11 protein-coding genes and 3 pseudogenes are annotated in these 15,011 nt (G+C 67.2%); 4 read left to right on the top strand and 10 right to left on the bottom strand.

Features of this window, described 5'->3' with window-relative positions; translation table 11 throughout:
* Positions 1-1,071: 1,071 nt before the first annotated feature.
* The 5 genes and pseudogenes from AB5L52_RS00770 to AB5L52_RS00750 all read right to left on the bottom strand — a co-directional run.
* Positions 1,072-1,470 (bottom strand): annotated as a pseudogene (locus tag AB5L52_RS00770) (DUF6114 domain-containing protein); the annotation flags it as partial.
* 530 nt (positions 1,471-2,000) lie between these two features.
* Positions 2,001-2,387, bottom strand: a complete 387-nt coding sequence (locus tag AB5L52_RS00765; RefSeq protein ID WP_369362240.1) for a YceI family protein — start codon at positions 2,385-2,387, stop codon at positions 2,001-2,003.
* A gap of 1 nt (position 2,388) precedes the next feature.
* Positions 2,389-2,619: pseudogene (locus AB5L52_RS00760) on the bottom strand (YceI family protein); the annotation flags it as partial.
* A 591-nt stretch (positions 2,620-3,210) separates the two neighbouring features.
* Entirely contained in the window at positions 3,211-5,181 is a 1,971-nt protein-coding gene (locus AB5L52_RS00755) for an acyltransferase family protein (RefSeq protein ID WP_369362239.1), read from the bottom strand.
* 65 nt (positions 5,182-5,246) lie between these two features.
* Positions 5,247-6,578 (bottom strand): glycosyltransferase family 2 protein, encoded by a 1,332-nt coding sequence (locus tag AB5L52_RS00750; protein ID WP_369362237.1) that lies wholly within the window; start codon positions 6,576-6,578, stop codon positions 5,247-5,249.
* 318 nt (positions 6,579-6,896) lie between these two features.
* Here AB5L52_RS00750 and AB5L52_RS00745 point away from each other — a divergent pair, with 318 nt between their 5' ends.
* The gene (locus AB5L52_RS00745) at positions 6,897-8,279 is read left to right on the top strand and encodes a glycosyl hydrolase (protein ID WP_369362235.1); all 1,383 of its coding nucleotides are present in this window, start codon (positions 6,897-6,899) and stop codon (positions 8,277-8,279) included.
* Here AB5L52_RS00745 and AB5L52_RS00740 read toward each other — a convergent pair.
* Complete coding sequence (locus AB5L52_RS00740; RefSeq protein ID WP_351579143.1) at positions 8,236-8,448, bottom strand: transposase family protein; 213 nt, start codon at positions 8,446-8,448, stop codon at positions 8,236-8,238. The two genes, AB5L52_RS00745 and AB5L52_RS00740, sit on opposite strands and share 44 nt — an antisense overlap.
* Positions 8,449-8,736: 288 nt before the next feature.
* Positions 8,737-9,201: a cupin domain-containing protein gene (locus AB5L52_RS00735; RefSeq protein ID WP_369362234.1), complete on the bottom strand. Its 465-nt coding sequence runs from the start codon at positions 9,199-9,201 to the stop codon at positions 8,737-8,739.
* A gap of 77 nt (positions 9,202-9,278) precedes the next feature.
* Here AB5L52_RS00735 and AB5L52_RS00730 point away from each other — a divergent pair, with 77 nt between their 5' ends.
* Positions 9,279-9,860, top strand: coding sequence for a TetR/AcrR family transcriptional regulator (locus AB5L52_RS00730; RefSeq protein ID WP_369362232.1), 582 nt, complete (start codon positions 9,279-9,281; stop codon positions 9,858-9,860).
* A gap of 882 nt (positions 9,861-10,742) precedes the next feature.
* Here the strand turns inward: AB5L52_RS00730 and AB5L52_RS00725 are convergent.
* Together AB5L52_RS00725 and AB5L52_RS00720 are read right to left on the bottom strand one after the other, a co-directional pair.
* A complete protein-coding gene (locus AB5L52_RS00725) occupies positions 10,743-11,006 on the bottom strand; it encodes a hypothetical protein (RefSeq protein WP_369362231.1) in 264 nt (87 codons plus the stop codon).
* Between the two features lie 459 nt (positions 11,007-11,465).
* On the bottom strand, positions 11,466-11,996 hold the full coding sequence (locus AB5L52_RS00720) for a DinB family protein (protein WP_351029535.1): 531 nt from the start codon (positions 11,994-11,996) through the stop codon (positions 11,466-11,468).
* Between the two features lie 933 nt (positions 11,997-12,929).
* Here AB5L52_RS00720 and AB5L52_RS00715 point away from each other — a divergent pair.
* Together AB5L52_RS00715 and AB5L52_RS00710 are read left to right on the top strand one after the other, a co-directional pair.
* Entirely contained in the window at positions 12,930-13,457 is a 528-nt protein-coding gene (locus tag AB5L52_RS00715) for a hypothetical protein (RefSeq protein ID WP_351579155.1), read from the top strand.
* Between the two features lie 48 nt (positions 13,458-13,505).
* Complete coding sequence (locus tag AB5L52_RS00710; RefSeq protein WP_351579158.1) at positions 13,506-14,468, top strand: IS3 family transposase; 963 nt, start codon at positions 13,506-13,508, stop codon at positions 14,466-14,468.
* Here the strand turns inward: AB5L52_RS00710 and AB5L52_RS00705 are convergent.
* Positions 14,461-14,985, bottom strand: a pseudogene (locus tag AB5L52_RS00705) (IS30 family transposase); the annotation flags it as partial. The gene AB5L52_RS00710 and the pseudogene AB5L52_RS00705 overlap by 8 nt on opposite strands.
* Between the last annotated feature and the right edge of the window lie 26 nt (positions 14,986-15,011).

Below are 15,011 nucleotides of genomic sequence, written 5' to 3'. Positions count from 1 at the left end.
CACCGGGATCAGGCCGAACAGGTTGCCGGAGATACTCTCGGTGTAGAGGGTCGTGGCGCCGTTGCGGATCGTGGACGTCGAACCGGCGGCCGCCTGTACGTGGTAGGTCTTGCCGGACAGGTGGTCCTTCACGATCTGGTGCAGGTTGCCGATGTCGATACCACCGGATACGACGAACTTGAGCGCCTTCTTGGTCGTCCCGCTGGCCGTCTTCACGTCGACGATGCCCTGGTAGTCCGCACCCTTCAGCAGCAGCGAGCTCGCTTGCAGGTACCAAGGGTCCTGTGCCACGGGCACCTTGTTGTCAACGCCGCCTGTCGCGCTCGTGGCCGTGGGGCAGTTGGCTGCGGACGGGCTCGGCGAGGACGTCGCTGCGTCGGCGGCGCTCTTGACGGCCTTTCTTGCATCCTGGGCGGACTTGGACACTGTGTCCGTAACGGCTTTGGAGGTGTCTTTGACGGTCTCGGTCGTGTCCTTGGCCTCGCCTGACACGCCGGAGGTCGTGGCGGACGGCGTCGTCGCGGAGAACGAGCCGGAGCTCGAACTGCCGCCGCCGAGGATCCTTCTGATCGCACCGCTGATGGTGTCCAGCAGGCCGCCGCCGTGGCTCGCGGACCTCGACGGGGCGGACGTCGAGCCGCTCCCGGACGACGAAGACGACGAAGACGACGACGTGGCCGACGGCTCGGGCGTGGCCTTGTCCGCGGACCGGGCGGCGCGATCCGATGGGGACGGCGAGGCCGAGACACCGGCTCGCTTCAGGGCCTCCACACAGTTCTTGTATTCGTCGGCCGTGAGGCCCTTCGACGACGAAGACGACGAGTTGCTGTCGGCGGAGGCCAGCGAGGGCATGAAGCTCATCCCCATGATGACCGCCGTCGGCATCGCCACCAGGGCTGTCGTCTTGTCGGCGGACATCTGGAACCTGTTGAACAGAGGCTTCCTGCGGGCCGCATGGCGTGGCCTGGCCTTCACACGGGACTCGTCCCTGTCCATGGGTGCAGCTTCGAGGGCACCGTCCTCGCCCGGTCCGTCCTCGCCCGGTCCGGCCTTGGCCGACGGTCCCGGCTGCGGTGGCGCGCCCGGCGCCCAGGCCACGGCCATCGCTCCGCCGATGAGGGCGAGCAGGAAGCCCATGACGAAGCCGCCGAAGTTGGACACGGGGAGGGACACCAGCGCCAGCAGGATCGCGGCGACGCCCGCGAAGGTCCGTACGTGCTGCTGGAACCACAGGCTGATACCTAGAACGACGAGCAGCACGCCGATGATCAGGGAGCCGGCCCCCGCCGTAGTCGCCATCGTCAGCGTCAGATGCCCGACCTGGAGGTGGAAGTACGGGAAGTACATGATCGGAACACCGCTGAGCAGGACGTACAGACCGGCCCAGAACGGACGGGTGCCCCGCCAAGCGCGGAATTGCAGCCTCCGGCGGGTGAACTGGCTGGATGCGGAAGGAGTCTCGGCGCTCATGGAAAGCAGCTCCCTGGTGCGGCGTTGCTGTGGTGGTGAGGGGCTCGGCGCATGAAGACGCGGCCGGAGTGCGGACGGGCGGGGCGCCACCGGCTCCTCCGCGCATCAGTGAGTGCTCAGTAGCACTCGTGCGAACCTGCCGGCAGCGACGTCTTCAGGCCGCTCAGCTTGAAGGTTTCGGCAGCGGTCGCCCACACCGGGGTCTGGCAGCGGGCCGCACGAGGTGCTGTTGGCCGAGCTGGGGTCGCGGACCAGCTGAGCATGTGCCGGGCGGCGATCGGCGCGTCCCACGTCTTGGCGTCAAGGGTTGCCCACAACCAGTCGGAGCCCGGTCGGCCGACGCCGGACGGGCTTGTTCCAAGTGCCACATCCGCGCCAGGCGACGCCGGGTCAAGCCGAGGCTCCGGCATCGTCGACGGCCGCGGCGAAGCAGAAAACTTCGCCAGCCGGGGCCGAGGCCCGGCTGATGATCGCCACGTGGATCGCGGACTTCTACGCGGACCATCACCGAAGCTCGGGTCTCACTTGTCTCAGGAGTCACAAACTGCATGAAGAGGTCCTTCACGGCCCAGAGGATTGACAGTCCCCCGTTGGTGCCAGCGGCCCTGGACCGCCTCGATCTCCACTTCGACCATGACGGTGTCGCCGATCAGCGCACGTCCTCCGGCCAGAGGCACATCGCCTGTCACTCTGAGCTGGGAGCGGCTGATGCAGGAGAAGGCCCGAAATCCCGCCCGAGTCCGGCCTGTTACGTCCGTATCCACACCGGGGAGGAACAAGTCGAAGTCGACCGAGCACATCTGGCCCCGGAGGGTCGGGTGCCCCTCGATGATGTGCCGACCGACCTTCGTGCGGATTCGCGAGGACTGGAACGATGCAGGGGGGCGGGTGTCGCTGTCGAGGACAGTCAGCGGCACGGATGTGCTTGTCCCGCTCGGCGTTGCGGGTGTCGACCAATGTGCAGTCGATCTCTGCCCGCACGCTGGACCGTGCGGGCTCGTTCCCAACGGTGATGGTTCCGGAGAACCTTGTGAAGCCGCCTCGCATCCGGATCATGAGGTGACGTACGGTGAAGTCGACTTGGGAGTGAACGAGGCCGATCTGCCACACGCCGGTGAGCTGATCAAAGTCGACGGGGGCGGCCAGCATGATGATCTCCATCGGTATGTGGGTCGAGGTGCGGTGCAACAGTCGTCGTTATGTACGTCGTTGATGACCGCGAATGTTCAGATCTCCGCGAGGCATCTGTGCGGAAGCGAAGTCGGTGCTCGGCGATGACGCCGCGCCGGTCGAGCCGATCGAGCGGTACCTGACCTACCTCACCGGAATCGAGCGGTCACCGAACACGGTCGGTCAAGGCGTACGCGCACGATCTGAAGGACTGGTTCTCCTGCCTCGCCGCGATGGCCGACCTCGAAGTGAGCGTGGACCTGTCGCCGGAGGAGTTCCTCAGCCGGCGTGCGTCAGGGGGTCCAGCGCGCCCACACCAGTCCTCGCCGGCGCATGCCGGTGGGGGCGGGAGCGAAGGAACGGCGGCCTTCGAGCCGCACCTGGTCAAGATGGACAGCGCCGGTGAATGGGCAGGCGGACACATCGATGTCGGTCGGTTTCGCCCATGTTCACGCTGAAGTTGAGGGTGCGGGATGGATGGAGTGGTCGGCGCGTACGCCCTGCGGTGAACCGCCCCGGTGCGAATGGAGCACGGCATCCACGACCCAGGTCATGGATGCCGTGACGCCGTCAGCCGTGCCGGGATCCTGAAGCTGCGGCCCGGCCGCCGGGTGGCAGTTGCGCGGCGATCCGGCGCTCCAGCCATGGGGTGACGTAGTCCATGCCTGCCGCGGTGAAGTGGACGCCGTCACCCGTCGGATAGAGCTGCTTGCCGTCGGGCGTGTACTGGATGCATTCCCTGCCGTGCGGGCACAGGAAGCCGCCCAGGTCGAGCAGCCGGACCTGCGGGCCCGCCGAGCGGATGAAGGAGGTGACCAGACTGTCATAGCACCGGCCCCAGGCGGCGGTTCCGGCACCCGTCTGGGTTCGTTCACTCGTCAGCAGAACGGGAGTGCGCGGTGCGGCCCTGGCCCAGATGACTGCTGCGCTGTGCAGTCGATCGAGGTAGCGGGTGCGGTACTGGCCGTCGCAGGGCGACAGCCAGTGGCCGTCGATGCGTTGCAGGACCGCGTCCCAGCCCAGGTGGACCACGATGGCGTCCGGTGCGTTGTCGTTGATGAGCCGCTGCCAGGTGCGCGGCCACTGGCGGCACGCGTCCCAGTTCCCGACAATCTTGCCTATCCGGTCCTTGGTCTCGTCCGGGCTCATGATGCCGCAGCCCGCCAGACCTCCGTCGGCCACGCTGAAACGGCCGCCGTGCCGGGCAAGCGCCGTGGCGAGATCGTTGGCGAGCGAGTCGCCGAGGGTGAGCACCATTGGTTCACCGTCGCGATGCATGCGGTGCTCCACGGTGATCGGCAGATAGTGGGCCGACATCACGATCGCGGTGCAGGTCAGTGCGGACACGGGAACGGCGCGCCTGGCAGGCCAGTTGCGTCGCCGTAGCCTCTCGGTGAACCCGTAGTGCAGGAACAGCGAGCAGAGCCAGGTCGTGCAGCCTCCCACGATCAGCAAGGCGTAAGGCTCGATCTGCGGCTCGGCGTTCTGGAGCAGCCAGTAGACCGGGAGATGCAGCAGGTACATGCTGTACGACATGCGGCCTATCTCGGCCAGCGGCTTGGCGGACAGTGCCTTGACGAGCATGCCCCGGTCCCGGCAGAGCGTAGCCGTCAGCGTGGCGATGAGCGCGGCGACCACCGCGAACCCACCTTGGTACAGCACCGGTTGGTGGTAGCTGGTGACCAGGGCGCTCGCCGTCAGGACAGCCGTCAGGCAGGCCAGGCCCACCGCGGTGGGCAGTGTGCGCATCACGCGTTCCGGGAGCAGTGTGCGGCGGTGGGGCGGGCGGCGCTGGTGTGCCAGATGTACCAGGCAGGCGGCAGTGGCACCGGCGAGGAAGCCCACGGCCCGGGTGTGGGTGCCCAGATAGAGGGCATCGGAGTTGGTCCCGTTGAAGAGGAGGGGCGCGACGGCGGCGGAGCCGGCGAAGAGCGCCAGCACGCTCACCGCCACCGGCCCCCTGCGCCGCCGGAAGACCCACCACAGCAGGGCCAGGATCAACGGCCACACGAGGTAGAACTGTTCAGTGATGCTGAGCGACCACATCGCTCCGAGCGGCTGGATCTGCCCGAACTGGTCCCAGTACCCCTGATTGCGCGCGATCTGCGCCCAGTTGGCGACCTGGAACAGCGCGGCAGCGGCCTGCGCACGGATGTCGCGCGCCTGTTGCAGCGAGTCCAGCAGATAGCCGAAGGTGATGACGATGGCCAGAACGGCCATCAGGCCGGGCATCAGCCGCTTGTAGCGGCGCAGGTAGAACCGGCCGATACGGATACGACCGGTCTGCTGTGCCTCGCGCATCAGCAGCAGCGTGACGAGGAAGCCGGAGAGGACGAAGAAGGCGTCGACGCCGAAGAGTCCGCGTGCGAACCAGTCGGAGTGGTACAGGAGCACGGAGAGGATCGCGATACCGCGCAGCCCGTCGACCGCGGGGAAATGATGGTTGCGCAGACCGGCGCGGTGCGGTTCCGGGGTCGGGTTCCCGGGCCGGGTTCGGTCAGGCGGCGTGTCGGTGCTGACGGTTAACGTCGTCTTGGACACGGTGATGTCCTTGTGTGTGGGGGGAAGTGAGATGTCGTGCGCAGGCGTGCGGGGGAGGCGGCCGGTCAGGCCGGTTTTGCGATGACCACGAACGCGTTGTCCTGACCGCGCAGGAACCGCAGCAGCCCGCGGAAGCCGCCCATGCCCTCCCAGAGCGAGAAGACCGGGATCAGCAGCACCACGGCGATGGATTCCCAGAGTCTGCGTCGGCCGTCCGACGACGCCGTGGCGTTGATCCGCAGGCCCTCCCAGTACATCCACACCACGTAGGCCATGTTCAGCGCCCACAGCGGGAGGACCCAGACGCTCGCCGGGGAGGTGTTGAGGTCGTCCATTAGTGCCCCGCCGAGCAGGACGACGGCGACATGCTGCAACGGGCCGAGCACCCAGGTGCTGACGCAGTAGCCGAGCAGGAGCCGATTGCGCAGCGGGATCTCACGGTTGAGTGCCAGTTGGATCAATCCCCAGGCCCAGCGCTCGCGTTGCCTGACGAAGTCGCGGACGGTGGCGGGCGAGGCCCCGTAGCAGCGGCCGGAGAACCAGGCGCTGCGCCCGCGATATCGGGTGCAGAAGTTCAGCGCGAGTTGGGCGTCCTCGACGATGGCCTGCGGCCCGAAGTCCCAGCCGATGCTGGCTTCGACGCTGGCCCGGATCAGCAGCAGTTCACCGTGGAGCCCGACGCGCGGGGTGCCGCCGCCGGTGAGGACCGCGAAGCGGGTGACGTCGTCGGCCGGCCGGACAGCGTCGGCCAGCCAGGTCAGCTTGTTGACGGCGTGGTCTCGCGGATAGGTGAGGATGCCCTGGGCCAGGTGCTTTGCCTCCGGGCCTGCATCGCGCTGCTCATGGATGAAGTGCGCGAGCTGTTCCGCCGTGTCGGGACCGACGCCGGTGTCGTCGTCCATGTGGAGAACCCAGACGTCGTCGGTGGCTTCGGCTTCGCCGATGCGTATTTCGTGGGCGTAGTGGTTGGCGCGCGCCTTGAATCGCGTGCCCCGCGGTGTTTCATAGGCGCGGGGCACGGCCACCACGCGCAGCAGAGGATTGCCGGCGGCCAGTGCGTCGATGGAATCTTGTGCCTCGCATCCTTCCTCGGTGACGATGTCCACCCGTAGTCGGGGGAAATACCGTGGAAGGAACTCGCCGTAGGTGAGAACGGAACGCCTCAAGGCCGGAAAGGTGTCGGTCCGGCCGATCGTGGGGACGACCACCACGAGCTTTTCGGTGCGCACTGGTTGGGCCGGTTCACGATGGTGCTGTTTTCTCAGTCGGCGCCGTGTCAGTACGACGCCGGTGATTCCGACCGCGGAACTCGCCGTGGGAAGCGTCCATAATACGGTCACCGTCCAGCCGGTGAGGCCTGCGCCGGGCCGGAAGAGCCAGAGGGAGAAGGCCAGCACACTACCGTACACCAGAAGGATCGGCACAATTCCGGGAAGCCATGCGGAGTGCCGACTGGCATGGGCTGTGCCGCCTCGCGATAACGGGACGGATTCCTTCTGAGGGAGAGTCACAGTACTCCTGCTTGCAGATGGTTTATAGTGATGGATGCAACTGGCATGAACATGACTCCATCTATCTATCAGGTTGCCCACGGGCGCCGCGAGCACCCGATGTTGCTGACGCGTAAATCCTTTGTGAAGGCCCTTCCTGTTCGTTGAGAATTTGACGTCATCGGATGGAATTGCGAACCGGCAACGAGGAGGTGAGGCTCTGCCATGAGGCGTCGCACTGCGATCATCGGTGGAGGTACCGCGGTGATCGGCGGTTTCGCACTGGCGGCCGAGGCCCTCAAGTCGCCTGCTTCCCCGGGGGGTTCGCCAGTCCAGGAGGACCGCCTTGCCCTCCGCGATCCCCGGTCCTCTCCCGCCGCCCGCTCGGTGTACCGAATGCTGGTCGCCCTGGAGAACGCGGCTCGCGACGGGAGGCCGGGGCGGACGGTCATCGGTCAGCATGTCGAGTTGCACAACGAGCTCTACAACCCCGACTACGGCGACCGCCATGGCACCAAACCGCCCGGCTACTACTATCGGAAAGCCCGCGACATCAGCGGAAGGCTCCCCGGATTCCTGGAAGTTGACCTCGGACCCGGCTATGAACAGCCGGGCTGGGCAGTCGGCCGTCCTCGAAGCTACTCACTGGCCACCTGGCCCAGTGGACGTACCGCCTGGTCGTACACCGACGACGCCGTGGACCTTGCCACCGGGGTATGGTTCGGGCTGCCGCGCGCGTCCGTCGGCACATACAGCCCCGACGGACGGGACGGAAGGCACCACGGCAGCGGGAGTGTCCTGCCGGACAACGGCGGCGGACCGGCGGGCCTGGTCGGCATGTCCTTCCACCAGCCGTGGCCGGGCAGTCCCGTCAAGGGCTACCGGGAAACCCTCCACGAGAACTCACCGGCCGTCACCGACCCCGGCTGGATCGAACGTGTGCTGACCCCCGGCACCACAGAACACCAAGCGCTCATCCTCGACTGGTCCTTCCTCGCCGACCACCTGGGCTATCTCGCCGAGCACGACGTCCCGGTACTGCTGCGCCCGTACCACGAGATGAACCCGGCGGGCGGCAGACCCGGTTTCTGGTGGTCCGGGCTGCCGCCTGAGCGTTACCAGGCGCTGTGGCGGACCCTGTACGCGTATCTGGTCGGCTCGCGCGGTCTGCACAATCTGATCTTCGTCTGGTCCCCGGCCGTCTGGGACGGCGTCCACGGCAGCGAGCCGGGGGCGTACTACCCGGGGACCGATTATGTCGACGTGGTCGGCGTCGACGACTACAGCGGAGGTCCGGACCGGCCCTTCGGCGGCGGTCCGTGGACGAAGAAGTGGTACGACGGGCTCGCCGGCTACGGCAAGCCCCGGGTCATGGCCGAATCCTTCCACGTACCGCTCAACGCCTACCAGCGGCGGACGCTGGACGTCACCCCGTGGGTGCTCTGGACGGTCTGGGGACAGGCTCTGACCCAGCACAACGTCTCGGGCCCGCAAGGGATGAACACCCCGCAGGACGTGCGGACCACCTACGGCTCCCCGCAGATCCTCACCGGCGGACACGGGCCTACGGGACCCGACGGTTGGTCGTGGGCCTCGCTGCATCCGTGATGAGCCGGTCGGGGACGGCGAAGCCCCGTCGGGCCAGCAGCGGCCGGACCTCGTGCTCCGCCCGGGTGATGGTGGTGCGGCTGAGCCCGTACAGGGCGGCGAGTGCCGCGTGCGGCGGTTGGAGGCGCAGTAGAGCCAGAGTGACCAGAACGCGGTCGGTGAAGACCAACTGGCGGTTGGGGCCGGCGCCGACGGCGGGGCGCCGGGGTCCGCCGCGCCGCTCCTGGAGGGCGGACTCGCATCGGGCGCTTCACGGATGGGTCAGCTCCTCGATCAAATCGTCGAGATGTGCACACGATAGGCCGCAGAAGGCAGGATGGGACAGGGCCGCGCGGGTCGGGTGTCGCGTTACAACCTCCCCAACCCGTACGGCCGTTGTCACGTCACGGCTGATGCTCCGCTACCGCGCACAGAGGATGTCGGCGTGGCCCGAGCCTCAACGTCCGTTGAGTGAGCGTCACTTCTGCTCGTGGTAGCTGATGTGGTGTTTGGCTGCGATGGGGTTGATCTTCGCGGGATCCAACTGTCCGTCGGTGAACACCGCGGGCCCCGCCTCGATCAGGTCCTCGACGTAGTGCTCCCAGCCTCCGGGCGAGGAGATCTGCAGGACCCGAGGGGGCGGGTCGGAGGCGCGGCGCAGGGAGTGAGGGACGCCGCGGGGCAGTAGAGCGAAGGTCCCCTTCGTGGCCGAGTACTTCCGGTCGCCGAACTCGATCTCGAGGACGCCGTCCAGCACGTAGATGCACTCGTCCGCCTGGTGGTGGGTGTGCCAAGGGATGTCCTTCGCCACGGTTACCTCCAGCAGCGAGAACCGGCCTTCCGTGTCGTCGGTCATCGCCTTGACGGCGAACGCGGGTGGCAGCGGGATTCGCCCCGGCCGGGCGGCACCTGGCTCCAGCAGGATGAAACGGCCTTCAGGCATGGGTGTAGCCCTCCTCGCATGGCATAATCGGAACCGGAATCCGATTCCGGATCAATTTAGAGGGAGGAGCGCACACCTTGTCAACGCCATCGACACCCGCCGGCCGGAAGCCGCGCGCCGACGCAGAGCGCAACCGCGCCCGAGTGCTGGCTGCAGCGCGTGCCCTGTTCGAGGAACGCGGCGACGACGTCCAGATGCCCGAGGTGGCACGGGCCGCCGGGGTCGGTATGGGCACCGTGTACCGGCACTTCCCGACCCGGCAGTCCCTCGTGGAGGCCGCAGCAGAACTCCGGTTCGCCGAGATCCTCCGGTTCGCGCGCACCGACTGCCTGCGTGACCCGGAGTCAGGCCAGGGACTGGCCCGGTATCTCCGCAATGTCGGTCAGATACTGGCCGAGGACCAGGGACTGTCCGCCGCCGCGGCGGCGGCTGTGGGATCGTCGGCTCCCAGGGGGGAAATGCTTGCTCAGCTCGAACTCGCGGTCGGAACACTCATCGACCAGGGACGGTCAGCCGGAACCCTTCGGAGCGACCTCACCGTTGCGGACGTCTACACGCTCGTCGGCGCCCTGTCCGCAGTCATCCGCACCGGCAGCGGCGACTGGCGCCGCTTCATCGACCTCGCCCTCGACGGCCTGCGCCCGCGCAGGGACAACTGATTCGATGTGCCCCACTGTCCGGCAGCCACGCCTCCAGGCGGCCGGAGAACACACCCTGGGCTCGGTCACCGACTGTGGCGCCGTGGACGCACACCGGCAGACTCATCGAGAAGGAGCGGACTCACCACATCCCGGGCTCCGGGCTGCACCGGCGGCCGGACGATCGCTCGGCCCCACGGCCAGGCGCTGTCGTTGGGGAGGTCCTGGCCACCGGTGCCGACCCACCGCATCTGACCGCGATCTTCGACCTCTCTCCGAGACCACGGCAGTGAAGTACGCGACCCTCACCCGCCAGCTCCTCCACGACCCAGCCAAACTGTCGGGCGACATCGGGTAGCCCTCTGCAGCGACATGAGAAGGACTCAGGGCCGCACCGCACGCGGACCCCCCACGGGGCAACCCCTCACCGCGCCCCCGCGGCCTCCCACTCCTGGTGCGTGATGTGGACACGGTGCCACAGCTCCGCCCGTGCGGGGGCGTCGACGTCGGTTCAGGTTGAGCCGGAATACGCTGGCCAGTACGTCGTACCAGTCGTCGGCCGAGTCGATGGTCCGCTCGCCCGTGCCTCCGGCGTCGATCCGGAGCAGCACACAGCCGCGCAGCACGTCCACGCCCTTGGCGTCGCGGAGCTGGGTGGTGAGGACCGGGATGAAGCCGGGCTCGGGGAAGGTGGGGTGACAACGGGGCGTGCTCCGCGGCGAAGGAGGACAGCTCCACGGGGTCCGGCGCGAAGTCCATCGCCAGGAACGCGCCGCGGGGGGCATGGGTGAACCGCCAGCCGCCGTGCTCACCGCTGAACCGGTGCCTTCGCATTGGCCAGTTCGGGGAGGCTTCCGCCCACGCGTCGCGGATGAAGCGGCTGATCAGGGTGCGCAGGATGGGCTACTGGCTGATCAGAAGGTCCCGGTTGAGAAAGACCTCCAGGTCCCGGCGCTGTCCTTCGGCCAGGGCGGTGTTGTACAGGCTGATCCTGGACTTGAGGCCGGTCAGATCGTAGGAGTGGCGCCCGGGCCAGACGACGTGCAGCGGCAGGTCGATGGTGCCTTGGGCGGGGCCGCTCAGGTTCTCCAGGCGGGCCGGCAGCCGGTGGCTGTACCGGGCCCCGCAGCACCTGGGCGGCGTCGGGGACGGGCGCCGGGGGGACATGACGACGATAGAGCCAGTATCGTCTGCCGGGCCGCGTCAATCGCCCCTTACGCCCCGGCCGTGCCACCGGTGCCGTCCGGTATCAGGCCTCGCCACCCGGAACGGCGGAGCTCGTCCGTCAACGCGGCGTACTCCTTGCTGGTCATCGTCTGCCAGGTCATCGCGCCGTCAAGCCAGCGAGGAATGATGACGAGAGCCGGCTCAGGACGCTGAAGGGCAGCGCCGACGCTTCGACGAACTCCATGTCGAAAAGGTCGGGCAGCGGCGGACCGGGGGGAGGAAGAGCTGCGGCCAGCGCGCAGGGGCACAGGCTCGTCCCGGCCGGCAAACTGAGCGGTGAGCGTGCGCAGACCGTCCTCGAACCAGACACTGCGGACATCCTCTGCGCGGATCAATTCCCTCCACGTGCCGCCGAGCTTGTAGACGTGAGAGCCGGTGGGACACTGCCTCTTTCTCCGGCTACTCGCCCGTGACGCCGTCGGCGATCTCCCGGACGATGTCAAGGTGCCCGACATGCCTCGCGTACTCCTGGAGCAAATGGAACAGAACCCAGATCAGCGTTGGCCGCTCCTCCTCCGGCGGGACCCGGCCGCCGAGAGTGGCCATCCGGTCCTCCAGCCGCGCGCCGGAGACGATCGCGCGGGATCGCTCGCACTGGGCGCGGAAGAACGCCGTCACATCCTCGACGGTTTCACCCGCCTCGACGCGCCATCTGCCGCCCCGGGCTTCCATATCGCCCCACGGCTGTTCGACCTGTTGGCCGGCGAAACCCCACTGCAGCCAGCGCAGCTCCACATAGGCCAGATGCTTCAACAGCTCCAGCGGCGCCCAGCCGGATGGCAGCAGGCTGCCCCGCAACTCCTCGTCGGTCAGGCCGTCCAGCTTGCGCAGCACGGCGTCACGGTAGAAATCCAGATAGCCCGCCAACAACTCGGCTGGGCTGGTGAGCGTGACATCGGGCTCCGGCGGGGGCTCGGCTTTAGCAGTCATGACAGGTGATGTTAGGCAGGGCTCCACAGGCACGCTACCCGATCGCAGCATCCCCGGGTTCTCTCCGAGTTATGGCCGTTGATCGCACGGCATGCCGGCGGGCAGACTGGTGCGGCTTTTCCCGGGGGAGGGATCTTGTGCTGGGGGACTGCACCGCCGAGGCTCCGCGGCAGTGGCCCGGGGCGCGGGTGGCGGTCGGCCGCGGAAGGTCTTCGTCAGCTACTCCCGGCGCGACTTCCACGCTGCGGAGGCGGTGACCGCGGCCCTGTGGGCGCACGAGCCGCTGGATCCTTGGTTCGATCTCGAGCGGCTGCGTCCTGGGATGGACTGGGAGCTGCCTGGGAAGACGCGCTGGCAGCCCACCTCGCTGAACTCCCCACGGTGTACGCCGTCCACCAGCGTGCCGTGCTCGATCTCCTTGGAGGCTGACGTACCAGGCTCGTCCCAGTCTTCTCCCAGATCCGCTCCCAGCAAGTCCCCATCTCCGTCTCTGGGACCAATTCGAGGGCTGAACTTGTCCTTTAACCTCTGTCCGCTTGGGTCTGCGGGCGCCTCTCCAGTAGGGCGGTCACGCCAGATGTTGGCGGGCAGCCGGAGTAGGCCAGAAACAGGAAACAGGCGTGATCCGGGGGAGCGTGGCCGCTTCGCCGGACGCGGTATGACCGGCGTCGCTACGTTGAGCAGATGACGGACGAACGAGGCTCCAGGCATGAGGGTAATTGACAGACGAGCAGGCAGCCCTGCTGGTGAAGTCTTTCACCGAGACCATTAACGAGGCCAGGCATATCTCCTCCAACGGCACATCGAGGCGATCCATACCGAGAGCGATGCCGCCTTCACCCAGTGCCGGCCATTGGTCAAGCGCCTAGAAGTGACTGGCCGGTTCTCATGGCAACTCGTCTGAGGTGGACGCAGTTTTTCAGGGAGGAATTCATGAGTGTCAGTGTTCCGGTCCTCGTTTCGCGTTTCCCCTCTCGGCTACATCCGGAGTATCCCGAGGTGCGGCGGGCTTGTGAGGAGTACTACGAGCGTCGGCTTCAGTGGCTGGCCGAGAAGACCGACGACGTCACCCACGGATTTTACGTTGACTGTGGTGCGTACTACTGCGCATACGTCTATCCGACAGGGGAGCTGTCTTCGGTGAAAGTGATGGCGCGATTCTACTCTTTCTGGGTCATGTTGGACGATGTCGTCGACAATTCGACGGATCCCCGGAAGGTGGCGCTCTTTCTGGATCGGTTGGAGTCGGCGTTCCTTGGAGAAAAGGTGGAGGGGTATGACGTCGTTGCGGATCTTCTTGCTGTGGCGGAACGCCATGGTGTGGAGAGTCGGAAGATGGCGCTGGGAAGGTTCCTGGAGTGGATCGAGGTGACGCGGCGACTGCGGGAGATCGAGATCAAGCAGGAGGCGGTGACGCTGGAGGGGTACATGGCCTTGCGGCAGACGAATGCAGCGATGTGAACCGCCCCGGTGCGAATGGAGACTCGATTCAATGTAAGGATCAGAGTCATGGCACGTCCCTCCTCCTACCCGCCTGAGCTGCGCAAGCGCGCGGTGCGCATGGTCGCCGAGGTCCGCGGTGACTACCCGAACGAGTCCGCCGCGATCAACGCGGTCATGACGAAGCTGGGCATCGGCTCGCGCGAGACGCTGCGCAAATGGGTCCGGCAGGACCAGATCGACTCCGGACAGCGTCCGGGGACGACGACGGAGGAGTCCGCGCAGATCAAGGCGATGAAGAAGGAGATCGCCGAACTCAGGCGAGCCAACGAGATCCTGAAGGCCGCGGCGAGTTTCTTCGCGGCCGAGCTCGACCGGCCACACACGCTCGTAGCGTTCATCGACGAGCACCGGGACCGCTTCGGCGGTGTCGAGCCGATCTGCCGCGTGCTGACCCAGCACGGCTGCAAGATCGCCCTCTCCACCTACTACGCCTGCAAGAAACGCCTCACGTCGCCCTCGCCGCGATCGGTGCGGGACGAGGAACTCAAGACCCTGATCAAGGAGGTCCACGAGACCAACTACCGCGTATACGGGGCCCGGAAGATCTGGCGGGCACTGAACCGGAAGGGCCATGACGTGGCCCGCTGCACCGTCGAACGCCTGATGCGCGAGATCGGCATCGCCGGAGCAGTGCGCGGCAAGAAGGTGATCACCACCATCTCGGACCCGGCCGCCGCCAGGGCCCCGGACCGCCTGGATCGCGACTTCGTCGCCCCGGCCCCCAACCGCACCTGGGTAGCCGACTTCACTCACGTCGCCGCGGGGACGGGCGTCGTCTACGTCGCCTTCGTCGCGGACACCTTCTCCCGCCGCATCGTCGGCTGGTCCGCCGCGATGTCGAAGGAGACCCAACTCGTCCTCGACACACTGGACATGGGTCTGTGGCAGCGCGACCGTGAAGGCCGCCCACCCGTCCCCGGCGAGCTGGTTCACCACGCGGACCACGGCGCCCAGGGCGGATTCAACTGATCGTCGCAACGCTGGCTTGCGCTGATTGTAGATAGCCGTCGAGGGCTTCGGCGGGGGTCTTCCAATCGAGGGTCTTGCGGGGGCGGGAGTTGAGGACCGAGGCGATGGCTGCCAGCTCGTCGGCGCTCCATCTGGACAGGTCGGTGCCCTTGGGTGCCCTCGGAAAGTACTGGCGTAGCAGGCCGTTGGTGTTTTCGTTCGTGGCGCGCTGCCAGGGAGCGTGCGGGTCGGCGAAGTAGACCGGTAGTCCGGTCTCGATGGTGAGTTGGGCGTGAGCGGAGAGTTCCTTCCCGCGGTCCCAGGTCAGTGACCGGCGAAGCTGGTCGGGCAGCGTGGACATCGTGGTGGCCAGGGCGTCCTTCATGGCGACGGCGCCGTAGCCGGCCAGCGCGGGCCCGTTCTTGGTGCGCGGGATCGTGCCGTAGCCCTCGGCCCGTGGCAGGTGAACCAGCATCGTGTAGCGGGTGGTGCGTTCCACGAGCGTGCCGGTCGCCGACCGGTTCAGCCCGATGATGAGTCGGGTAGCGGGGACGCATTGCTGCG

This window comes from Streptomyces sp. CG4, from assembly GCF_041080655.1.
In the GTDB taxonomy this organism is placed as follows: Bacteria; Actinomycetota; Actinomycetes; order Streptomycetales; family Streptomycetaceae; genus Streptomyces.
The sequence above is the reverse complement of the archived record's forward strand: the minus strand, read 5'-3'. Positions and strand labels throughout refer to the sequence as shown.